At 64.7% G+C, this 20,046-nt stretch carries 20 protein-coding genes, 1 tRNA gene and 2 pseudogenes; 18 read left to right on the top strand and 5 right to left on the bottom strand.

Features of this window, described 5'->3' with window-relative positions:
- Positions 1–113 precede the first annotated feature (113 nt).
- The 3 genes from metG to CKO15_RS07010 are packed head-to-tail and all read left to right on the top strand — an operon-like array spanning position 114 to position 2,671.
- Positions 114–2,219 carry a methionine--tRNA ligase gene (metG, locus tag CKO15_RS07020; protein ID WP_200193944.1) on the top strand — a complete coding sequence of 702 codons (2,106 nt, stop codon included), beginning with the start codon at positions 114–116 and terminating at the stop codon, positions 2,217–2,219.
- A 1-nt stretch (position 2,220) separates the two neighbouring features.
- A complete protein-coding gene (locus CKO15_RS14675; RefSeq protein WP_200193942.1) occupies positions 2,221–2,466 on the top strand; it encodes a DUF4160 domain-containing protein in 246 nt (81 codons plus the stop codon).
- Positions 2,432–2,671, top strand: coding sequence for a DUF2442 domain-containing protein (locus CKO15_RS07010; RefSeq protein ID WP_200193940.1), 240 nt, complete (start codon positions 2,432–2,434; stop codon positions 2,669–2,671). The genes CKO15_RS14675 and CKO15_RS07010 overlap by 35 nt, the downstream gene beginning before the upstream one ends.
- Before the next feature lie 79 nt (positions 2,672–2,750).
- Here the strand turns inward: CKO15_RS07010 and CKO15_RS07005 are convergent, their stop codons facing one another.
- Positions 2,751–4,064 (bottom strand): S1C family serine protease, encoded by a 1,314-nt coding sequence (locus tag CKO15_RS07005; protein ID WP_200193938.1) that lies wholly within the window; start codon positions 4,062–4,064, stop codon positions 2,751–2,753.
- A gap of 149 nt (positions 4,065–4,213) precedes the next feature.
- Here CKO15_RS07005 and rsxA point away from each other — a divergent pair.
- The 8 genes and pseudogenes from rsxA to pyrC form a co-directional block, all read left to right on the top strand.
- Positions 4,214–4,780, top strand: a pseudogene (gene rsxA / locus CKO15_RS14095) (electron transport complex subunit RsxA); the annotation flags it as partial.
- Positions 4,754–5,278: a bifunctional nuclease family protein gene (locus CKO15_RS14090; protein ID WP_338036014.1), complete on the top strand. Its 525-nt coding sequence runs from the start codon at positions 4,754–4,756 to the stop codon at positions 5,276–5,278. The pseudogene rsxA and the gene CKO15_RS14090, both read left to right, overlap by 27 nt.
- A 49-nt stretch (positions 5,279–5,327) precedes the next feature.
- Positions 5,328–7,349, top strand: coding sequence for an electron transport complex subunit RsxC (gene rsxC / locus CKO15_RS06995; RefSeq protein WP_200193934.1), 2,022 nt, complete (start codon positions 5,328–5,330; stop codon positions 7,347–7,349).
- A 3-nt stretch (positions 7,350–7,352) separates the two neighbouring features.
- Positions 7,353–8,333: an RnfABCDGE type electron transport complex subunit D gene (locus CKO15_RS06990; protein WP_200193932.1), complete on the top strand. Its 981-nt coding sequence runs from the start codon at positions 7,353–7,355 to the stop codon at positions 8,331–8,333.
- Positions 8,334–8,471: 138 nt separating this feature from the next.
- Complete coding sequence (locus CKO15_RS06985) at positions 8,472–9,131, top strand: RnfABCDGE type electron transport complex subunit G (protein WP_200193930.1); 660 nt, start codon at positions 8,472–8,474, stop codon at positions 9,129–9,131.
- Positions 9,128–9,769, top strand: coding sequence for an electron transport complex subunit E (locus CKO15_RS06980; protein ID WP_200193928.1), 642 nt, complete (start codon positions 9,128–9,130; stop codon positions 9,767–9,769). Before CKO15_RS06985 ends, CKO15_RS06980 begins: the two co-directional genes overlap by 4 nt.
- Positions 9,770–9,819: 50 nt before the next feature.
- Positions 9,820–10,575, top strand: coding sequence for an endonuclease III (nth, locus tag CKO15_RS06975; RefSeq protein ID WP_200193926.1), 756 nt, complete (start codon positions 9,820–9,822; stop codon positions 10,573–10,575).
- Between the two features lie 18 nt (positions 10,576–10,593).
- Positions 10,594–11,646 (top strand): dihydroorotase, encoded by a 1,053-nt coding sequence (gene pyrC / locus CKO15_RS06970; RefSeq protein ID WP_200193924.1) that lies wholly within the window; start codon positions 10,594–10,596, stop codon positions 11,644–11,646.
- Between the two features lie 240 nt (positions 11,647–11,886).
- On the opposite strand, the gene rnt is transcribed toward pyrC, so the two are convergent.
- A complete protein-coding gene (rnt, locus tag CKO15_RS06965; RefSeq protein ID WP_200193922.1) occupies positions 11,887–12,597 on the bottom strand; it encodes a ribonuclease T in 711 nt (236 codons plus the stop codon).
- A gap of 283 nt (positions 12,598–12,880) precedes the next feature.
- On the opposite strand from rnt, the gene CKO15_RS06960 reads away from it, so the two are divergent.
- The 4 genes from CKO15_RS06960 (at position 12,881) to CKO15_RS06945 (ending at position 16,490) form a co-directional block, all read left to right on the top strand.
- A complete protein-coding gene (locus CKO15_RS06960) occupies positions 12,881–14,098 on the top strand; it encodes an argininosuccinate synthase (protein WP_200193920.1) in 1,218 nt (405 codons plus the stop codon).
- A 15-nt stretch (positions 14,099–14,113) separates the two neighbouring features.
- Positions 14,114–15,364, top strand: coding sequence for an aspartate aminotransferase family protein (locus tag CKO15_RS06955; protein ID WP_200193918.1), 1,251 nt, complete (start codon positions 14,114–14,116; stop codon positions 15,362–15,364).
- 33 nt (positions 15,365–15,397) lie between these two features.
- Positions 15,398–16,309: an ornithine carbamoyltransferase gene (argF, locus tag CKO15_RS06950; RefSeq protein WP_200193916.1), complete on the top strand. Its 912-nt coding sequence runs from the start codon at positions 15,398–15,400 to the stop codon at positions 16,307–16,309.
- Positions 16,310–16,414: 105 nt separating this feature from the next.
- Positions 16,415–16,490, top strand: a tRNA-Ala gene (locus CKO15_RS06945).
- 264 nt (positions 16,491–16,754) lie between these two features.
- Here the strand turns inward: CKO15_RS06945 and CKO15_RS06940 are convergent.
- The 3 genes from CKO15_RS06940 to CKO15_RS14670 form a co-directional block, all read right to left on the bottom strand.
- Complete coding sequence (locus CKO15_RS06940; RefSeq protein WP_200193914.1) at positions 16,755–17,474, bottom strand: sulfite exporter TauE/SafE family protein; 720 nt, start codon at positions 17,472–17,474, stop codon at positions 16,755–16,757.
- 191 nt (positions 17,475–17,665) lie between these two features.
- On the bottom strand, positions 17,666–18,019 hold the full coding sequence (locus CKO15_RS06935; protein WP_200193912.1) for a helix-turn-helix domain-containing protein: 354 nt from the start codon (positions 18,017–18,019) through the stop codon (positions 17,666–17,668).
- The gene (locus tag CKO15_RS14670) at positions 18,019–18,204 is read right to left on the bottom strand and encodes a type II toxin-antitoxin system RelE family toxin (protein ID WP_420842123.1); all 186 of its coding nucleotides are present in this window, start codon (positions 18,202–18,204) and stop codon (positions 18,019–18,021) included. Before CKO15_RS14670 ends, CKO15_RS06935 begins: the two co-directional genes overlap by 1 nt.
- Positions 18,205–18,699: 495 nt before the next feature.
- Between CKO15_RS14670 and CKO15_RS06925 the strand changes: the two genes are divergently transcribed.
- The 3 genes and pseudogenes from CKO15_RS06925 to CKO15_RS06915 form a co-directional block, all read left to right on the top strand.
- A complete protein-coding gene (locus tag CKO15_RS06925; protein WP_338036013.1) occupies positions 18,700–18,975 on the top strand; it encodes a winged helix-turn-helix domain-containing protein in 276 nt (91 codons plus the stop codon).
- Positions 18,976–19,001: 26 nt separating this feature from the next.
- Positions 19,002–19,769 (top strand): molybdate ABC transporter substrate-binding protein, encoded by a 768-nt coding sequence (gene modA, locus CKO15_RS06920; RefSeq protein WP_200193908.1) that lies wholly within the window; start codon positions 19,002–19,004, stop codon positions 19,767–19,769.
- 24 nt (positions 19,770–19,793) lie between these two features.
- A pseudogene (locus CKO15_RS06915) lies at positions 19,794–20,046 on the top strand (molybdate ABC transporter permease subunit); the annotation flags it as partial.

The raw sequence follows: 20,046 nt of genomic DNA, 5'->3' as shown, positions 1-20,046 counted from the left end.
GCCCGCCTTGCTCATTGCCGCCAATAGTAAGTGCGGCGCGTCCGCGCCGACCGGCAACACACCGCTCCGAACCGATCTCACCACAACCGCACGGAGAAGCCTGTAGAGAGCCCATGGCACGACGCATTCTTGTTACCAGCGCACTGCCCTACGCCAACGGCCCGATCCACCTCGGCCACCTCGTCGAGTACATCCAGACCGATATCTGGGCGCGCTTTCAGCGCTTACGCGGCCACGAATGCTACTACGTTTGCGCCGACGATGCCCACGGCACCCCGGTCATGCTCAAGGCGCGGGAGCGCGGCATCCCCCCCGAGCAGCTGATCGAGGAGATGGCGGCGAGCCATCAGCGCGATTTTGCCGACTTTTTGATCGCCTTCGACCACTACCACTCGACCCACTCGGACGAGAACCGCGCCCTCGCTGAGCTGATCTATACGCGCTTAGCGGAGAGCGGCCATATCGAGCGGCGCACCATCGAACAGCTCTTCGACCCGCGCGAGCAGATGTTTTTGCCGGATCGCTACATCAAGGGGACGTGTCCGCGCTGCGCTGCGCCCGATCAGTACGGCGACTCGTGCGAGGCGTGCGGTGCCACCTATACGCCGATCGAGCTGCGTGACCCGGTCTCGGCGATCTCCGGGGAGCGCCCGGAGGTTCGTCAGAGTGAGCACTTCTTCTTTCGACTCGGCGATTTTACCGAGATGCTGCGCCAGTGGGCGAGCCCCGATCACTTGCAGGCAGAGATCGTCAATAAGCTGAACGAGTGGTTCGAGGCCGGGCTGCGCGATTGGGACATCTCGCGCGATGCCCCCTACTTCGGGTTTCAGATCCCCGGTACCGAGGCGAAGTTTTTCTACGTCTGGCTCGATGCGCCGATCGGCTATATCGCCAGCTTTCGCCACTTGGCCGAAGCGCAGGGGCTCGATTTTGGCGCCTTTTGGGAGGCGGAACCGGCGGCGGCTGCCCAGACCGAGCTCTACCACTTTATCGGCAAGGATATCGCCTACTTCCACACCCTCTTTTGGCCGGCGATGCTCCACGGGGCCGGTTTTCGCACGCCGAACGCCGTCTACTGCCACGGTTTTTTGACGGTCAACGGACAGAAGATGTCGAAGTCGCGGGGGACGTTTATCACCGCGCGGACTTATCTTGAACACCTCGATCCGGAGTATCTGCGCTACTACTTCGCGGCGAAGCTCGGCCCCAGTGTCGACGATATCGATCTCTCGTTCGACGATTTCACCCAGCGGGTCAACTCCGACATCGTCGGCAAGCTGGTCAATATCGCCAGTCGCTGCGCCGGCTTTATCACTAAGCACTTCGACGGGCGACTGGCCGCGCGGCTGCCGCAGCCGGAGCTCTATCGCGAGTTCGCCGCGCAGGCTGAGCGGATCGCTAAGCACTACGAGAGGCGTGACTACGCCCGCGCGATGCGCGAGATCATGGCACTGGCCGATCAGGCCAATCAGTACATCGACGCCGAGCGGCCGTGGGAGCGGATCAAGGACCCGCAGCAGCGTGAAGAGGTGCAGGGTATTTGCACCGTCGGGCTGAATCTCTTTCGAATCTTGGTCGTCTTTATCAAGCCGGTGATGCCGGAACTGGCTGCCGCTGCTGAACGCTTCATGAAGCTGCCCGAGCAGCGCTGGGCCGATCTCCAGACGCCGCTGCTCGATCATCCGATTGAGCGCTTTAAGCCGTTAAAGACGCGAGTAGAACGCACGCAAGTGGAGGCGATTGTGGAAGCATCACGCGATACCTTGGGGATGGCGCCGAGCCTGGCTGGTGATGAGACGGATAAGACGGTGCGTAAGGGAGAAGGCACGGGAGAAGGCAAGGGAGAGGGAGAGACGCAGGAGACGCAGGGACAGGCGGGGGCTAAGAGACAGGCACAGATTACGATCGACGACTTTGCCAAGCTCGATCTGCGGGTGGCGCGTGTTGAGCACGCCGAGACGGTCGAGGGGGCCGACAAGCTGCTGCGCCTTGAGCTCGATCTCGGCGGCGAGCGCCGTCAGGTCTTTGCCGGCATCCGCCAGGCGTACACTCCGGAGCAGGTGCAGGGGCTGCTGGTGGTCTGTGTGGCCAATCTCAAGCCGCGCAAGATGCGCTTTGGGGTCTCGGAGGGGATGGTCTTATGCGCCGGCCCGGGTGGTGATCAGCTGTGGGTGATCAGCCCGGCGGCCGGGGCTGAACCGGGGATGGCGGTGAAGTGAGATGCCTACGCTGCTCAATGAGCGAGGCTACAAGTTCTTCTTCTATGCGAACGAACATCCACCAGCCCACGTACACGTGATGAAAGCGGAACGTTGGGCTAAAGTCGAGATCAGCACGGTCGAAGTCGTATCCTCATCACTGAAACGACAGGAGCTCAGAGAATGTCTCGAGCTATTGAGGGAGCACAGAGAGGACTTCTTGGAGGCTTGGCATGACTGGTTTAGCAGGCAAAGAGGTTCACTTTGATGACGCCTATCTCCATGTCGAGCTGAGTGATGGGCGCCGCATCTCGACGCCGCTGCGCTGGTACCCTGAACTGGAGCAAGCCTCTGTCAAAGCGCTGCGTCATTACCGCTTGATCTGCGACGCTACCGGCATCGAGTGGCCTGATATCGACTACCACCTGAGTATCGAGGCAATGCTGCAAGTTCCTGCCCAGCGCGTTGCATGACGCGGCCGGGCAGGCCGGCCTAAAAGGGGACAGACCTGAGGTCTGTCCCCTTTTAGGCTAGGTCTGTCCCCTTTTAGACTCAACCGCCGCGGCGCTCGGCCTGCCGCAGCTCGACCTCGATCTCCTGCTCTTCGGCGTCGCGCAGGATAGTCAGTGTGACGCGATCGCCGGGGCGGCGGGCCTCGCTGAAGACGCGGCGTTGCAGTTGCCGCGGCTCGCTGATCGGCTCGCCCTCGAAGGCGATGACGATGTCACCGTCGGCCGGCATGGCGCGGCCTTGAACGCTGACCTCGAAGCTCGCCCCGCGCAGGCCGGCTTCGTCGGCCGGACTGCCCTCTTCGACATCGACGATCATCACGCCCCGGTCGGGAAGATTGAGACGCTCGCGGATCGCCTCGGGGTAGCCGTCGAGTCCGGCGATGGTCACGCCGAGCCGCGCCCGTGAACTGAGGTCGGTCAAACCGCCTTCGCGCAGTTCATCCAGGCTCTCGCGCAGCAGGTTGCTCGGCACTGCGAAGCCGACGCCGATGAAGCCGCGCGGGCCGCCGAAGCCCCCTCCCCCAGGGACGATCGCTGTGTTGACGCCGATCAGCTCACCGGCGGAGTTGAGCAGCGGGCCACCGGAGTTGCCGGGGTTGATCGCGGCATCGGTCTGAATCATGGGGATCTCAAGCTGTCCGACACCGGGCAGATCGCGGCCGACCCCGGAGACGATACCGCTCGTGACGGTCGAGCTGAGGCCGAAGGGGTTGCCGATGGCGATCGTCTTTTGACCGACGAGCACGCGATCGGAGTCGCCGAGCGGCAGCGGCTCGACCTCACTCGGTACCGCACTGCCCTCCTCGGGCTTGAGCAGGGCTAGGTCGTAGAGGGCGTTAGCGCCGACGACCCGCGCCTTGACCGCCTCTTGGCCGGGGAAGCTGATCTTCAGTTGCGCCCCCTCGCGCAGTTCGGTGCCCTCCTCTTGCAGCGCCGGACGCACGACGTGGTAGTTGGTGACGATGTGGCCCTGCTCGTCGATGACAAAGCCGCTGCCGGCCCCCTGTCGACGCGGGGCTTCGCCCCGCCGCTGCGGCTGCTGCGGGCGGTGGCGCTCGAAAAACTCACGGAAGGGCGGCGGGATCATCTCATCGGGGATGCCCTCGAAGGGATCGACCCGCTGGCCACGCATCGAGACCTCGATGGCGACGACGGAAGGACCGAAGCGCTGGAAGAGCTCGACGGTGTTGCGCTCATCCGGCTGCAGGTGGCTCAGATCGGCCGTTGGCTCCTCGTCGTTGGCGGTGACCACCGCAGAGAAGGCAAAGACCGGTACGGCAAAGGCCGGAACGGCGAGGATCAGGGCGGCGGCACCGAGCCGCTGAGCCCACGAGCGCTGCTTGCGATACGCCATAGGATACTGCCCCCTTAACACTGGTGGAGGAATGGTAACGGCTTGTAAAAAGCTGCTAGGAAGATGGTGGCCGTGAGCACCGCTTTCAACCTCGGCGATTATCGCCGATAATGATTTAACCACGAGTTGCGACGTCAACGAGGACCACGATGGAGCTCCTACTGCTCGCCGTAGCGGCGGTCCTGGTCAATAATTTCGTACTGACCCAGTTTCTCGGCCTCTGCCCCTTTCTTGGGGTCTCGCGGCGTATTGAGACGGCCGCTGGGATGGCGATGGCCACCGCCTTTGTGCTGACGTTAGCTTCGCTGCTCAGCCATCTGACCTTCGTCTACATCCTGGTCCCGCTGGGGGCGGAGTACCTGCGCACACCGGCCTTTATCCTGATCATCGCAGTGGCGGTGCAGTTGACCGAGATGGCCGTCCGCTTCACCAGCCCGATGCTCCAGCAGGTGCTCGGTCTTTACCTACCGCTGATCACCACCAACTGCGCGGTGCTCGGGGTGGCCCTGCTGAGTGTGCGCAGTGAGCACGAACTGATCACAGCGACCGTCTACGGGGCGGCGGCGGCGGCCGGCTTCGGCCTGGTGCTGGTGATCTTCGCCGCCCTGCGCGAGCGCTTAGAGAGCGCGCAGATCCCGAAGTCGTTTCGCGGCGCACCGATTGCGCTCGTCTCCGCTGGGATCTTGGCGATGGGCTTTATGGGCTTTGCCGGACTGGCGCACGCGACCGAGCGCGAATTGATCGGTGAGCGCGAGGCGATGCTGGAGGCCGAGGTCACGACCTTGGCGGTCAGTGAGCAGGCCGGCCCGGTGCCAGTGGTGCTGCTGCGTGAGCTCGAATCGGAGCGAATCGTGCCGATCTTTATCGGCGAGAACGAGGCGCGCGCCATCCACAGCGCGCTGCACGGGCTGCGACCACCGCGGCCGATGACCCACGACCTGCTCGCCGCTCTGATTGAGAGCACGGAGAGCGAGCTGCAGGCGGTGATCATCGACGGGCTGCTCGATAGCGCCTTTATCGCCGTGCTTGAGCTGCGGGTTGTTGGACGCGAGGCGCTCGTCTATGTCGACAGCCGGGCCAGTGACGCCATTGCACTGGCCTTGCGCACCGAGGCGAGCATCTACGTCTCACCGGAGGTGATGGAGCGGGCGACTGAGTTCGAGGAGTTCGAGAGGATTGAGGAGCCGCCGCGACTGGAGCGACACGAAATTTAGCCGAATGCTAACGATTTGCATTGAGACACCGACGTGAGAGACTAGGTGCATGGTGTTAAACGCTGTCATCACACTTACCCTGCTGGCCGGGCTGTGCGGGATCGGTCTCGGACTCGCCGGACGCCGCCTCGCGGGGCAGCGCGATCCGGTCGTCGAGCGCATTGATGCCCTGCTGCCGCAGACCCAGTGCGGGCAGTGCGGCTATCCCGGCTGTCGTCCCTACGCTGAGGCGATTGCTGCTGGCAGTGCGCCGATCAATCTCTGCGCCCCCGGCGGCAGCGCTACGGTGCAGGCGCTCGCCGAGTTGCTGCAGGTCGATCCGGAGCCGATTGATGAGGCGGAGGGGAACGGCCCGCTCGTCGCCCGCATCGATGAGGCGCAGTGCATCGGCTGCACCCGCTGCTTGCCGGCCTGTCCGGTCGATGCCATCGTCGGCGCCCCGAAACAGCTGCACACGGTGCTGCGCAGTGAGTGCACCGGCTGTCAGCTCTGTGTCGCCACCTGCCCGGTCGACTGCATCACCATGGAGGCGGTCGAAGTACCGCTGAGCAGCCGCATCCGCCCGCTGCCAACGCCGCAGAGCACGCGCGCCGAGCCGCTGCTGCGCCCCGGTCCAGTGCGCCATCCGCACAGCGAGCCGCGCCTCGGCGAGGTCTGGGTCCGCGATGCCAAGCAGACCTCGCGCGGCAGCACACCGACGACCTTAGCCCTACCCGAGCGGCTGATCTTGCCGCTGCTCGATCACACCGGCACCCCACTGACGCCGGCACAGCAACCGGGGGAGCGGGTGCGTCGCGGCACCCCGTTGACGATGCCGGATGCCACGGTCCCGCTGCACGCCCCGGCTGCCGGTGTCGTGGAAGGCTTTGAGCACCATCCGATCGTCCATCCGAGCGCGGCGCGCGTCCGCTGCCTGATCCTCCGCCCCGACGATGAGCAGAGCGCGGTGCTGCCGATGCCGCCGCTCGATCCGCCGCTTGCTCAGCCGCCACAGGTGTTGCTGGAACGCATCCGGCAGGCCGGGATTCGTGGCATGGGTGGCGGCGCCTTCCCCTCGGCACTGAAGCTGGCCGATGCCGCCGAGTGCGGGGTCGATGTGCTGGTGGTCAACGGCGTCGAGTGCGACACCTATTTGACCTGCGATGAGACGCTACTCTGCCAACACGCCGATGAGGTGATCGCCGGGGCACGAATCGCAGCACGGGCGTGCGGCGCGGAGCAGATCTTGGTCGCGGTGAAGGCCGGATCGCGCTACGCTGCCGAGGCCGCCCGCCGGGCCATTGCTGCGGCCGGCGGCGGGATTCGCGTGGTGACCGTCGATGCGCTCTATCCGGCGGGCAACGAGCGCCACATCGTCTACCCGGCGACGGGGCGGGTGGTCCCGCCGGGGGCGCGGCCGCCGACGGTCGGTGTGGTCTGTCAGAACGTCTCGACCCTCTACGCGATCGAGCGTGCGGTGGTGCACGGCGAGCCGTCGATGGCGCGGCTGCTGACCATCAGCGGTGGCGCGGCCGAGCACCCGGGGAACTACTGGGTGGCGGTCGGCACGCCGTTGGCAGCGGTGATCGCTGCAGCCGGCGAACCACAGGGGCGGATACTGGTCGGCGGCGGCATCATGGGACTGCCGCTGCGCGATCGCTCGGCGCCGGTCACCCACGGCATGAGCGGCGTCATCCTTGAGAGTGTTGCCGAGACGCCGCTGCCGGAGCAGCCGTGTATTCGCTGCACCCGCTGTACCCTAGTCTGCCCCGAGGGGCTGCGCCCGCACGAGATGGTCAGTCGCATCCGCGCTGGGGTTGGGGTCGGTGAGCCGGCCCCGAGTATCGACCTCGACCCGCTGCGCTGCACCGGTTGTGCCAGCTGCGAGTTGGTCTGCCCGAGCTCGATTCCGCTCGCCGGGGTGCTCGGGCACGCCCGCGATGCCACCCGCGTCCGTCTCTGTGAGCGTGAGCGCGCCGAACGCGCCCGCGAGCGCTTTGAGGCGCGACAGCTGCGCGCGTCCCGCCGTAAGCGCGAGAAGGAGGCGGCACGGCAACGCAAGCGCGAGGCGATTGCAAACAAGGGAGCTTAAGGATTGGCAGCACTGACAACGCCCAGGATCATGGGAGAGGTCCTGCTTGCGCTGACGCCGGCTGCAGCGGTCTCGATTTGGCTCTTCGGGGTCGGGGTTGCGCTCAACATCGCGACGGTTCTGGTGGCGGCCACGTTGGTCGAGGCGGTAGCGGTGCGCGCGCGGGGCGGCTCGGTGCGCGCCGCCCTCGGCGATGGCAGCGTCCTGGTCACCGCGTTGATCATCGGCCTCTGTCTACCGCCGCTGCTGCCGTGGTGGATTCCGGCGCTGGCCGGGGCGCTGGCGGTACTGCTTGGTAAGCAGGTCTACGGTGGTCTGGGGCAGAACGTCTTTAACCCGGCGATCGTCGGCTATGTGGCGGTGGTGCTGGCCTTTCCGCAAGCGACCGGGATGTGGCCGGCACCCGATCCGACCCTCGGCGCGGTGATCAGCAACGGCGAGGCGTGGCGCTACTTTCTTAGCGGTGAGCTCACCCCGCTCGCCGACGCCCTCACCCACGCCACCCCCCTCGATCGGCTAGCGACCGACGGCCTGGCGGCGCTGCTCGCTCATGAGGCGGCGGTGCCGGGGCTGGCAGCGACGGGGGCGTGGACGTGGTTGGGGCTGGCCTTTTTGCTCGGCGGCATCGGTCTGGTGGCCCGCCGCACGATCGATTGGCGGCTGCCGAGCGGGGTGCTCATCGGGACGGCGGCGACAGCGGCGCTGTTCGCGGTGGTCACTGACGGCGCTGCGGTCGGCTTCCACTTGCTAGCCGGCGCGACCCTGATGGTCGCCTTTTTTATCGCCACCGACCCGGTGACCGCACCGGTGGAGAGCCGCGCCCGCTGGCTCTACGCCGCCGGCATCGGTGTGGTGGCGATGGTCATTCGTGAACTCGGCGGTCATCCCGACGGCTTTGCCTTTGCTATCCTGATGATGAATGCCACCGCCCCGCTGCTCGACTATTGGGTTCGCCGCTCGTGGCGCGGGACGGCGGATTCGTGAGCGGTAAGCGGTAAGCGGTAAGCGGTAAGCGGTAAGCGGTAAGCGGTAAGCGGTGATACGCGATAAGCAGTTAGAAGTAATCGGCGAGCGGCCCGACCCGCTCTGAACAGTTTTGGACAGTGAAGGAGCGGTCGCACTATGGCTTGGCCTACGGCAATGCGTTCTGGCACGGTGCTGGCGATCTTCGTCGGCCTCGGACTGACCTTGGTCGCCGGCGTCTATGAGCTGACGCGTGATCGGATCCTCGCCGCCGAGCAGCAGGTGGTGCTCGATCGACTGGAGGCGGTGCTGCCTACGGGCTACGACAACGAACCGGCCGATGCCCACTTCGAGCGCCCATCACCGATCGCCGGCGGCCCCCCGGCGCGGGTCTATCCGGCCTACGCCGGTGAGCGCTATCTCGGCGCGGCCATTGAGGCGGAGACCCCGGAGGGCTACGCCGGGCCGATCCGGTTGCTGGTCGGTATCGATGCCGAGCAGCAGGTTGTCGCCGTGCGCGTGATCAGTCACCGCGAGACGCCGGGCCTCGGTGATGGCATTGAGGCGAGCCGCAGCGACTGGATCGAGGCCTTTGCCGGGCGCACCCTCGGCGATCCGGAGGCAGCAGAGTGGAAGCTGCGCGGCGATGGCGGGGCGTTCGACGGCATCACCGGAGCGACGGTCTCAGCGCGCGCGGTCGTCGCTGCGGTGCGTCAGGTCCTGGAGGCGGTCGCCGCCGACCCGGAGGCGTTTCGTGGTGAGCCGCCGGAAACCGCCGCAGGCGGTGAGGATAACGGGGAGGCAAGCGGAGAGGCATGACGACACCGGCACCGCAGAGCAGGACGATCTGGCGCGAGGGGCTATGGCGCAACAACGCCGCCCTGGTTCAGCTGCTCGGCCTCTGTCCGCTGTTGGCGGTGACGAGTACGGCAGTCGCCGGTCTGGGGCTGGGGATTGCGACCCTGCTGGTGCTGACGGCCTCGAGTGTGGTGGTCTCGCTGATTCGCAACTGGGTGCCGCAAGATGTGCGCATTCCGGTCTTTATCTTGGTCATCGCCTCGTTCGTGACGATCGTCGAGCTGCTGGTCGCCGCCTGGCTGCACGATCTCTATCGCACGCTGGGGCTCTTCCTGCCGCTGATCGTCACCAACTGTGCGATCCTCGGACGCGCCGAGGCTTTCGCCTCGCGCCATCCGGTCGGACCGGCGGCAATCGATGGCGTGGCCATGGGGTGTGGCTTTGCCGCCGTGCTGGTGGTGCTCGGCGCTCTGCGTGAGTTGATCGGCCGGGGGACGCTGTTGGCAGGGGCTGAACAGCTCTTCGGGCCGGTGGCTGCCGGCTGGACGATCGAACTGGTCGAGGGCGATCTCTTCTTGTTGGCGATTCTGCCGCCGGGGGCCTTTATCGGTCTGGCCTTGCTGCTGGCGCTGAAGAATCGCCTGGATGATCGCTCGTAATAGGGGCTGAGACAGGCTTCGCGGCACAGCCTGGGGTGCGGGAGTGGTGAATGGAGCCCGATCGCTGCTACGAGTTTTACCGCCGGCTCTGTGCCGCCCTCCCCGAGCCGCGCACTGAGCTTAACTACCGCTCCCCCTTCGAGCTCTTAGTCGCCGTGATCCTCTCGGCGCAGAGCACGGATCGCAGTGTCAATGCCGCCACAGCGGCGCTCTTCGCCGTCGCCGCTACCCCAGCGCGCATGGTGGCTCTCGGCGAGGCCGGGTTAAAGTCGTATATCCGCACCATTGGACTCTACAACAGCAAGGCGCGCCATATCGTGGCCGCCTCGCAGCTACTGCTGGAGCGACACGATGGGGCGGTGCCGCGCACGCGCGCGGAGCTCGAAGCGCTGCCGGGGGTCGGGCGCAAGACGGCGAATGTGATCTTGAACACCGCCTTTGGGGAGCCGACCATCGCGGTCGATACGCACGTCTTCCGGGTCGCTAACCGCAGTGGGCTGGCGCCGGGGCGCGATGTGCTTACGGTCGAGACGCAGCTGGAGGCGGTCACGCCGGAGCCCTTTCGTTTGCATGCCCATCACTGGCTGATTCTCCATGGGCGTTACACTTGTACGGCGCGCAAGCCGCGGTGTGCCGACTGTATCGTTGCGGATCTGTGTGATTGGGCGCGTGCTGAGCGTTCTGGGCATGTCGACGCTGGGCGTGAGGCTGGTTCGGCTCCAAGTGCAGCCGGCAGCGGTGCGAAAAACACTGCGCAACACACTGCGCAACATACGGGGGACGCGGGGGAGCACGGTGGAACCTGATCATCGAGGAGAGCATTAATGGACGAATTGACGATTCCGCGCCCCGACGACTGGCATCTGCACTTGCGCGACGGTCCGCTGCTGCAGGCGGTCGTCGGCTACAGTGCCGCCCACTTTGGTCGCGCGATCATTATGCCGAACTTGCGCCCGCCGGTGACGACGGTCGAGCAGGCGGCGGCCTATCGGGAGCGGATTCTTGCTGCGCTGCCTCCGGGGAGTGATTTTACGCCGCTGATGACGCTTTACTTGACGGCGCAGACGACACCGCAAGAGATTGAGCAGGCGGCAGCGAGCGGCTTTGTTCAGGCGGTGAAGCTCTATCCGGCGGGGGCGACGACGCACTCGGAGGCGGGGGTGCACGATCTGCGGGCGTGTGATGAGACGCTGGCGGCGATGGCCGAGCTCGGGCTCCCGTTGCTGGTCCACGGTGAGGAGAACGCCGCAGAACTCGATATCTTTGAGCGTGAGCAGGTCTTTATCGAGCGTACGCTGCTGCCGGCTATGGCGCGGCATCGGCGGTTGAAGGTGGTACTGGAGCACGTCACCTCGGCCGAGGGGGCACGGCTGGTCACGGGCAACGAGGCGAACCTGGCCGGTACTTTTACGCCGCAGCATCTACTCTACAATCGCAATGCGCTGCTCAGCGGGGGGCTGCGGCCGCATCTTTACTGTATGCCGATTTTAAAGCGCGAGGCGGATCGGGTTGCTCTGCTTGAGGCGGCGACTTCGGGCCATCCGCGGGTCTTTCTCGGTACTGACTCGGCACCGCATCCGCGTGGGGCGAAGGAGTCGGCGTGCGGCTGTGCGGGCTGTTTTTCGGCACCTTGGGCGTTGGCGCTCTACGCTGAGGCGTTCGATTCGGTTGGGGCGCTGGGGCATTTTGAGGCGTTTGCCAGCCGCAATGGCCCGGAGTTTTACGGGTTGCCGGTGAGTGGGCAGACGCTGACTTTGCGTCGGCAGGTGGAGTCGGTTCCGGAGTTTTACGGTGCGGGGGATGAGTCGGGGGATGCGTGTATCGTGCCGCTCCGGGCTGGGGGGGAGGTCGCTTGGTCGGTGGTTACGCGGCAATAGGCTGGTTCGGTTTTGTCAGTTCGGGGCTCGGGGGTTAGTGCCTATAGTTTGCAGCGCGGGGGCGTGACAGGCCCCCCATGCGAGGACGCCGTGAATCCATCCCTGGAGGCTTCGCGGCCGCATCCCTGCGGCCGAGACCTCGCCTGGGGGCGCTGTCAGCCCCTACGCATTGGCTCGTCACGCTTGCAGACACTATCTAAGCGGGGCTCCCGCCCCGTCTGCGGCAACACCAGACGGTCTCTAGCGACCCGACACTTGCTTGGCGAAGCTGGAGGGGCGGCCGACGGCGTTGTCCCACTGGTTGACGATGGCGCAGAAGAGCTCGGCGGTCTTCTCAGCGTCGTAGATGGCTGAGTGTGCCTCCCGCGTGTCCCAGCCGATGCCGGCGGCGTGGGCCGCTTTGGCTAGGACGGTCTGGCCGAAAGCGAGGCCGCCGAGGGTAGCCGTATCGAAACTGGAGAAGGGGTGGAAGGGGTTGCGTTTAAACTGCGTTCGGGCCACTGCCGCATTCAAAAAGCCAAGATCGAAGAAGGCGTTATGCCCGACTAAGACGGCCCGGTTGCAGCCGGTCTGGCGCAGCTCTTCGCGGATTGGGTTAAAGACCTTGCGCAGTGCCTCGCGTTCTGACAGCGCCATGCGCAGCGGGTGATCGGGGATGATGCCGTTGAGTTCGAGGGCCTTCGGGTCGATGCGCGCCCCCTCGAAGGGCTCGACGTGGCAGGTGTGGGTCTCGGTCGGTGTAAGTTGGCCGCTCTCTGGGTCGAAGCGGACGATGACCGCCGCGATCTGCAGCAAGGCATCGGTCTCGGCCTGGAGGCCACCGGTCTCGACGTCCACGACAACGGGCAGAAAGCCGCGAAACCGGGTACGGATCAGCGGCCCCTCGGCAGGAAGGTCGGCAGGGTTTGTCGTCGGCGCGGAGCCGGGGGGGTCGGATCGCTCTTCGGCCATCGCTTCAGTGTGCTCGTCGGTTTTCCGGCGCAGACCGGGTCTGTTTGCGTGCGGCCGATTGTACACCAGGGGTGGCATTTTACGAAGGTGCATACCGCCTCGCTGCGGAACATTGTTATACTGGGCGCTTTGCTCTAGTCTCGGATCCGGACGGTGGGCAAGAAAAATGGGGGCTGCCCCTTTTCCCGATTCAGAACAGAACAGAACAGAACAGAACAGAACAGAACAGAACAGAACAGAACAGAACAGAGTGATTTTCTCAAACAAGCGGAGCCGCGTCTTCATGTCCGACCTCAGCAACGTCAAGAAAGTCGTCCTGGCCTACTCCGGCGGCCTCGATACTTCGGTTATTCTCAAATGGCTCGAAGAGACCTACGGCTGCGAGGTCGTCACCTTCACGGCCGATCTCGGTCAGGGCGAGGAGCTCGAACCGGCGCGGCGTAAGGCCGAGGCGTTCGGCGTGCGCGAGATCTACATCGACGATCTGCGCGAAGAGTTCGCGCGCGATTTCGTCTTCCCGATGTTCCGCGCCAACGCCCTCTACGAAGGCGAGTACCTGCTCGGCACTTCGATCGCTAGGCCGCTGATCGCCAAGCGGCAGGTCGAGATTGCGCGCGAGACCGGCGCCGACGCTGTCGCTCACGGCGCCACCGGCAAGGGCAACGACCAGGTCCGTTTTGAGCTCGGCTACTACGGCCTTGAGCCCGGCATCCGCGTCATCGCACCGTGGCGTGAGTGGGACCTGAACTCGCGTGAGCGGCTGCTGGAGTACGCTGAGCGCCACGGTATCGATATTGAGGGCAAGACGGCGGACGGCGGCTCGCCCTACTCCATGGACGCCAATCTGCTTCATATCTCCTACGAAGGCGGCGTGCTGGAGGACACCTGGACGCCGGCCGAGGCGCACATGTGGCGCTGGACCCGCAGCCCCGAGGAGGCGCCGGATCGGCCACAGACCATCGATATCGAGTTCGCCGGCGGCGACCCAGTCGCCATCGACGGCGAAGCGCTCTCACCGGCCGCCCTGCTGGCCCGCCTGAACGAGCTCGGCGGTGAACACGGCATCGGTCGCATCGATATCGTTGAGAATCGCTACGTCGGCATGAAGTCGCGCGGCTGCTACGAGACCCCCGGCGGGACGATCCTGCTGCGTGCCCACCGGGCGATCGAGTCGATCACCCTCGATCGCAACGCGGCGCATTTGAAAGATGAGCTCATGCCGCGCTACGCCGAGCTGATCTACAACGGCTACTGGTTCAGCCCCGAGCGCGAAGCGCTGCAGGCGCTGATCGACCACACTCAGCGCCACGTCAACGGTACGGTGCGGCTGCAGCTCTATAAGGGCAACGTCACCGTCGTTGGGCGGCAATCGCCGCAGAGTCTCTTTGATGCCTCGGTCGCTACCTTCGAGGACGATGCCGGCGCCTACAACCAAAAGGACGCCGAGGGCTTTATTCGCCTCAACGCCCTGCGGCTGCGCCTCGGTGCTGGGCGCAAGTAGCGGGCGCCGATTAAGATGAGTGCGCTGATGCCGACCTATAAGCGTCTCCCGGTGGCCTTCACCCGCGGTGAGGGGAGCTGGCTCTTCGATGAGCAGGGGCGAGCCTACCTCGACGGCATCGCCGGGATCGCCGTCTGTCTGCTCGGGCACAGCCATCCGCGGGTCGCCGCGGCCATCGCCGAGCAGGCGCAGACGCTGATGCACACCTCGAACCTCTACCGCATCCCGCTGCAGGAGCAGCTCGCCGAACGCCTCTGCCAACTCAGTGGCCTCGATGCGGTCTTCTTCTGCAACTCCGGCGCTGAGGCGAACGAAGCGGCGATTAAGCTCGCGCGTCGCTACGCCCATGATGAGCGCGGCATCGACGAGCCGCAGATCGTCGTCGCCGACGGCGCTTTCCACGGCCGCACCCTGGGGGCGCTGGCCGCGACCGGCAACCCGAGCGCGCAGCACGGCTTTGCCCCACTGCCCGGCGGCTTTGTGCGCACCCCCTACGCCGATATCGAATCACTGCGTGCCCTCGACGATGAGCGTATCTGCGCGGTGCTGCTCGAGCCGATCCAAGGGGAAGGCGGTGTGCGTATCCCGCCGGAGGGCTATCTAGCCGCTGTACGCGAACTCTGCGATGCCCGCGGCTGGCTGCTGCTGCTTGATGAGATCCAGACCGGGATCGGCCGAACGGGCCGAATGTTTGCCTACGAGCACGCTGAGATCCGCCCCGATGTGGTCACAATTGCTAAGGCGCTCGGCAACGGCATGCCGATCGGGGCCTGTTTGACGACGGCCGCCGTCGCCCCGAGCTTTGGGCCGGGGAGCCACGGCACGACCTTCGGCGGCAACCCGCTCGCGGCGCGTGCAGCACTGGCGGTGCTCGATGTGCTGGAGCAGGAGGGCTGGGTGGCGAACGCCGCGGAGGCCGGTACGGCGCTGCGCGAGTGCCTGCGCGAACAGCTCGACGGCCACCCGGCCGTGCGCGAGATCCGTGGCCAGGGGCTGATGATCGGCATTGAGCTCGATACGGCCTTGACTGGCGATCTCTCCAGCCTGCCCCAGCGCGGACTGGATCACGGCCTGCTGATCAACGTCACCGCCGGCTCGGTGGTCCGCCTGCTGCCGCCGCTGACCATCCGCGATCAAGAGTGGATGCACCTGGCCGATGGGGTGGCGACTCTCATCGCTGAGCAGACGGCTGCGGCGGCGTCTCAATCTTCGGACCCATCCCTGGCCCACTCCTCAGCCAGTTCCTCGGCAAAACCCCGGGCCTGATTCCCTAACACGTTAACCGATGGAGGGCGTGCTATGCGCCACTTCCTCTCGCTGTGCGATTGTAGCGCCGATGAGATCGATGCCCTGCTCCGCCGTGCCGCCGAACTCAAGGCGATCCAGCGCCGCGGCGAACTGCATCAACCCTTGACCGGGCGGGTGCTCGGGATGATCTTCGAGAAGGCCTCGACGCGCACCCGCGTCTCGTTTGAGAGCGGCATGGCGCAGCTCGGTGGACATGCGATCTTTCTCGCCCCGGAGCACGCGCAGCTCGGCCGCGGCGAGCCGATCGAGGATACCGCGCGGGTGCTCTCGCGCATGGTCGATGCGGTGATGATCCGCACCTTCGCCCACGCCGGGCTGGAGCGCTTCGCTGCCTACGCCTCGGTTCCGGTCATCAATGGGCTGTCGGACTACAACCACCCGTGTCAGCTGCTGGCCGACCTGCAGACCTTTATCGAGCACCGCGGTCCGATCAGCGGACGCCGGGTGGCATGGATTGGCGATGGCAACAATATGTGCACGAGCTGGATCGAGGCGGCTGGGCTGCTCGATTTCGAGCTGCAGATTGCCACGCCGCCGGGCTACCGGCCGCCAGAGGCGGTATTAGAGCAAGGGCGCGGTCGGGTCACGCTCTTCGATACGCCGCGTGAAGCAGCCGCCGGGGCCGATCTGGTCACTACCGATGTCTGGGCGAGCATGGGGCAAGAGGAGGAGCAGGCGCAGCGGGAGGCAGCCTTTACCGGCTTCTGCGTCGATGCAACGGTGATGGCTGCAGCCGCGCCGGATGCCCTCTTTATGCACTGCCTGCCGGCGCATCGCGGCGAGGAGGTCAGCGCGGAGGTCTTTGAGGGGCCGCAGAGTGTGGTCTGGGATGAGGCCGAGAACCGGCTGCACGCGCAGAAGGCACTGCTGGAGTGGCTGCTGGTGGGGGCGGCCGATGGGTGACCGGCGGCCAGCCGGAGGGGCGAGCTCTTGGTCAAAAGCACGCAACCGTTGCCGGGCGCCCTCTTGGCGTAGAGCGATGAACGTGGTAACCTGGGAGTTCATGTAGGGGCCGTAGCTCAGTTGGGAGAGCGCGACATTCGCATTGTCGAGGTCAGGGGTTCGACTCCCCTCGGCTCCACCATTTCCCCTTCCAAAGCACCCGACTACACTCGGTGCGCGGCAAGTCTTAACCTCTTTCCCCTCCTCCTCGCAGCCTTGACTCTCTTTCTTGAGCCAGGCAGTCGCCTGTTTGACCTGCTCGAGCGAAAAATGATACGGAGTGAACGACACGCAAGAGTCCAGCGGCATGTTCGGCATCGCGCCCTGCCCCGCCAAGCAATTCCAGGGTGTTGCCCAGCGCCTGGGCAACACCGAGAGTGAATGCCACCCATGACGCCCCATCCAGCTACCTGATCAAATTGAAAATCAGCGAATATCCTGCCGACAAAGTTGCCATACCCAGAACAAGGTGACGAAAAAGAGCAGGGGAGACCCTGTTGCCCCACCTGCGGGAAAGGTAAAAACCCAGGATCACGGCGGGAAAAAGTGATATGGCAAGCAACCAGTCATCTAACCGCACTCGTCCGGCGGCATAGAGGGCCAACAAGGAGAACACACTGGTCGGAATAAAGATGGCCGAGAGGCTGGCACGCACTCGGTCCGGTCGTGCATTCTGATATGCCAATCCCAATGGCGGCCCTCCGACACTAGTTAATGTCCCCATCAGCCCGGACCCCCAACTGCCCAAAAAAATAACCCCGCCCCGGGGCTGGAAAGAGAAGCCGCAAAGACTCAGCAGCACTGCCAGCAGGATCATTACAGAGAAAAGCATCTGCCAGGCTGACTGCGAAAGCATTCCCACTATTGTAGCAGCAAGGAGAACGCCAAGCAGGCTGCCGGGGTAAGCAAACAAAAGATCTCGTTTTTCGAGCGATTTACGGTGGCTCCAGTAAACAAGGAGAGGCAACACCCCCCCAATGATGATCAGCGGCACCGGCACCCAGACCGGGTTGATCAGGAACAGCAGTGGTGCACTGAAGAGTGTGACACCGTATCCAAGAACTCCTTGGATGAAGCTACCAATCAGTACCACCAGAAGTGCGAGAAGAAAAAATTCAGTCTCCATCAGATGAAATTGCTGGCCATCTCCCGGGCGTGGCTCTGCTGGCCCTTTTCTCCATCCAAGAGTGCCTGTCTCCAACCACCGCCAACCACCCGTCCAACCACCCGCCGTACACTGGCCGAGTGGCTCGATGATCTGAGCCGTTTGACGCGAGAGCGCCGCTGGCGCCCTGGCCTGCCCCCTCTGCCTGCCTACTACGGCACCAAGTCGTCTATATCGACCTCTAGGGCCTCGGCCACCGCCTTGAGCAGGCGCACCGAGGGCTTGCGCTGCCCGCCCTCGATCTGGGAGATGGCGGACACGCTCACGCCGCAGCGCTTGGCCAGGGCAGCCATGGTCAAACCCCGGTACTCGCGCCAAACGCGGATGGGGTTTTCATCGAGCAGCCGCTTGACGATCGTGTGCGGAATCGTCTCTTCGCCCTGAGCCGCCTCAATGGCCTGGATGTCCTTGCGGTCCTCCAGGGCCTCGACCATGCGGAGATACTCGTCATAAGGCACTAGAGCCCACTCGGGCCTGCCGTCCTTCTCGATGATCTGCACGCTCATTAGTAGGCACCTCCGCGCGGGGCGATCCGGATGACATGGACGGTGACGGTTTCGTCGCTGACGGTATAGACCACGCGCCAATCGCCAATACGTAGCCGGTAGCCGGGATGATAGGAGCAATCAGCCCGGACCCCCAACTGCCCAAAAAAATAACCCCGCCCCGGGGCTGGAAAGAGAAGCCGCAAAGACTCAGCAGCACTGCCAGCAGGATCATTACAGAGAAAAGCATCTGCCAGGCTGACTGCGAAAGCATTCCCACTATTGTAGCAGCAAGGAGAACGCCAAGCAGGCTGCCGGGGTAAGCAAACAAAAGATCTCGTTTTTCGAGCGATTTACGGTGGCTCCAGTAAACAAGGAGAGGCAACACCCCCCCAATAAGACGCCCTGCCTGTCCCTCTGCCTGCCCCCCGTGCCCCGATCCAGGACAACCTAGCCTTCTTCAACGAGCTTGCTTCCCACTGAACCGTGCTGTGGGCAAAGGAGTGCCCGCTCTTCCCCCTCTCCCCCCTCACCAGCGATCCGCCGCTAGGTGCATCACCCATGAGTGCCTGTCTCACACCTCCCCGCGCTGGTTTGGCACGAAACCTGCTTTATAAGCACTCGACACGCAACGCATTATTCATTGCCGCATGTCATGCGTTATATACAGAAAGACATAACGACAACCCACAAGGTCCCCCATGCAACCGGAAATCGAAGGCCAGTTCTGGTTCAAGCTGCAAGGCAAGCCCTTTCTGGGCGGCGCCCGGATTCAGCTGCTTGAGCAGGTGGCGGCCACCGGCTCCATCTCGGCGGCCGCGCGTGCCATCGGCATGAGCTACAAGGCGGCCCGGGATGCCATCGACGCCATGAACAACCTATCTGATCAGCCGGACGAGGGCTGGCGGCTCACCCAGGGGGCCGAGGCCTGCGCCCTGATCAAAGCCTCCCATGTACTGCTGGCCGTCACTGACTGATCCCAGTCACTCAAAAGGATACGACCATGAAAACCCGATTTCGCTACCTTCTTGTCACGGCGCTGCTGCTGCTTTTCCTCCCTCCACTGGCCACCGCCACGGAAATGAGGATTGCCACGGCGGCCAACTTCCTGGGTACGCTCCAGGAGCTCACCGCCCGCTATGAGGAACAGACCGGACATCGCTTTGCCATCAGCAGTGGATCATCCGGCGCGCTGTATGCGCAAATTACCAATGGCGCCCCCTTCGATCTGTTCTTTTCCGCGGATAGGTTACGTGCCGAGACCCTGGTGAGCGATGGCTTGGCCCATGAAGACTCCCGGTTCACCTATGCGGTGGGCGTACCGGTGCTGTGGTCCAGCCGGGAGGGTTGGCTGGAAGACCCTGAGACCATCCTGACGGAGGGGTCGTATCGCTTCCTGTCCACCGCCGACCCCCGCAATGCACCTTATGGGGTGGCTGCGCAGCAGATCCTGGAGTCCCTGGGAGTCTGGGGCCGGTTGAACCAGGAGGGCCGCCTGGTTCGCGCACAAAACATCACACAGGCCTATGCGCAGGCCGCATCCGGCGCCGCCGAGTTGGGCTTTGTAGCGCTTTCGCAGGTCAAGGATGCCTCGGGGAACATCCCCGGTTCCCACTGGATTCCACCGGCGGAACTGTTCGATCCCATTGAACAGCAGGCCGTCATCCTGAAGCGGGTGGGCGATCTGGAGGTGGCCCGGGACTTCATGGCCTGGATGCGGGGCGAGGATGCCGCCCGGATCATCAAAGCCGCCGGCTACGCGGTCCAGTGATTCGGCCAGAGGGAGCGCAACGGCATGTTCGGCATCAGCGACAGTGACCTGACCGCCCTGTGGATCACTCTCAAGCTGGCGGTGATCAGCACCAGTATCCTCATGGTGCTGTGCGCCCCGCTGGCTTGGTGGTTGGCCCATACGCAGTGGCGGGGCAAGGTGATGATCGAGGCGCTGGTGGCCATGCCGCTGGTGCTGCCGCCCACGGTGATGGGGTTCTACCTGCTGGTTCTGCTGGGGCCGCGGGGCGCCGTGGGGGGCTTTCTGGAGAATATCG

It is taken from the genome of Halorhodospira abdelmalekii, assembly GCF_016583625.1.
In the GTDB taxonomy this organism is placed as follows: domain Bacteria; phylum Pseudomonadota; class Gammaproteobacteria; order Nitrococcales; family Halorhodospiraceae; genus Halorhodospira; species Halorhodospira abdelmalekii.
This window is presented reverse-complemented; position numbering and strand designations above follow the sequence as displayed.

Excerpts from the sequence above, each read along its gene's own strand:
- metG (WP_200193944.1), top strand. The coding sequence starts at position 114 with ATGGCACGACGCATTCTTGTTACCAGCGCACTGCCCTACGCCAACGGC.
- CKO15_RS14675 (WP_200193942.1), top strand. The coding sequence starts at position 2,221 with ATGCCTACGCTGCTCAATGAGCGAGGCTACAAGTTCTTCTTCTATGCG.
- CKO15_RS07010 (WP_200193940.1), top strand. The coding sequence starts at position 2,432 with ATGACTGGTTTAGCAGGCAAAGAGGTTCACTTTGATGACGCCTATCTC.
- CKO15_RS07005 (WP_200193938.1), bottom strand. The coding sequence starts at position 4,064 with ATGGCGTATCGCAAGCAGCGCTCGTGGGCTCAGCGGCTCGGTGCCGCC.
- CKO15_RS14090 (WP_338036014.1), top strand. The coding sequence starts at position 4,754 with ATGGGCTTTATGGGCTTTGCCGGACTGGCGCACGCGACCGAGCGCGAA.
- rsxC (WP_200193934.1), top strand. The coding sequence starts at position 5,328 with ATGGTGTTAAACGCTGTCATCACACTTACCCTGCTGGCCGGGCTGTGC.
- CKO15_RS06985 (WP_200193930.1), top strand. The coding sequence starts at position 8,472 with ATGGCTTGGCCTACGGCAATGCGTTCTGGCACGGTGCTGGCGATCTTC.
- CKO15_RS06980 (WP_200193928.1), top strand. The coding sequence starts at position 9,128 with ATGACGACACCGGCACCGCAGAGCAGGACGATCTGGCGCGAGGGGCTA.
- nth (WP_200193926.1), top strand. The coding sequence starts at position 9,820 with ATGGAGCCCGATCGCTGCTACGAGTTTTACCGCCGGCTCTGTGCCGCC.
- pyrC (WP_200193924.1), top strand. The coding sequence starts at position 10,594 with ATGGACGAATTGACGATTCCGCGCCCCGACGACTGGCATCTGCACTTG.
- rnt (WP_200193922.1), bottom strand. The coding sequence starts at position 12,597 with ATGGCCGAAGAGCGATCCGACCCCCCCGGCTCCGCGCCGACGACAAAC.
- CKO15_RS06960 (WP_200193920.1), top strand. The coding sequence starts at position 12,881 with ATGTCCGACCTCAGCAACGTCAAGAAAGTCGTCCTGGCCTACTCCGGC.
- CKO15_RS06955 (WP_200193918.1), top strand. The coding sequence starts at position 14,114 with ATGAGTGCGCTGATGCCGACCTATAAGCGTCTCCCGGTGGCCTTCACC.
- argF (WP_200193916.1), top strand. The coding sequence starts at position 15,398 with ATGCGCCACTTCCTCTCGCTGTGCGATTGTAGCGCCGATGAGATCGAT.
- CKO15_RS06940 (WP_200193914.1), bottom strand. The coding sequence starts at position 17,474 with ATGGAGACTGAATTTTTTCTTCTCGCACTTCTGGTGGTACTGATTGGT.
- CKO15_RS06935 (WP_200193912.1), bottom strand. The coding sequence starts at position 18,019 with ATGAGCGTGCAGATCATCGAGAAGGACGGCAGGCCCGAGTGGGCTCTA.
- CKO15_RS06925 (WP_338036013.1), top strand. The coding sequence starts at position 18,700 with ATGCAACCGGAAATCGAAGGCCAGTTCTGGTTCAAGCTGCAAGGCAAG.
- modA (WP_200193908.1), top strand. The coding sequence starts at position 19,002 with ATGAAAACCCGATTTCGCTACCTTCTTGTCACGGCGCTGCTGCTGCTT.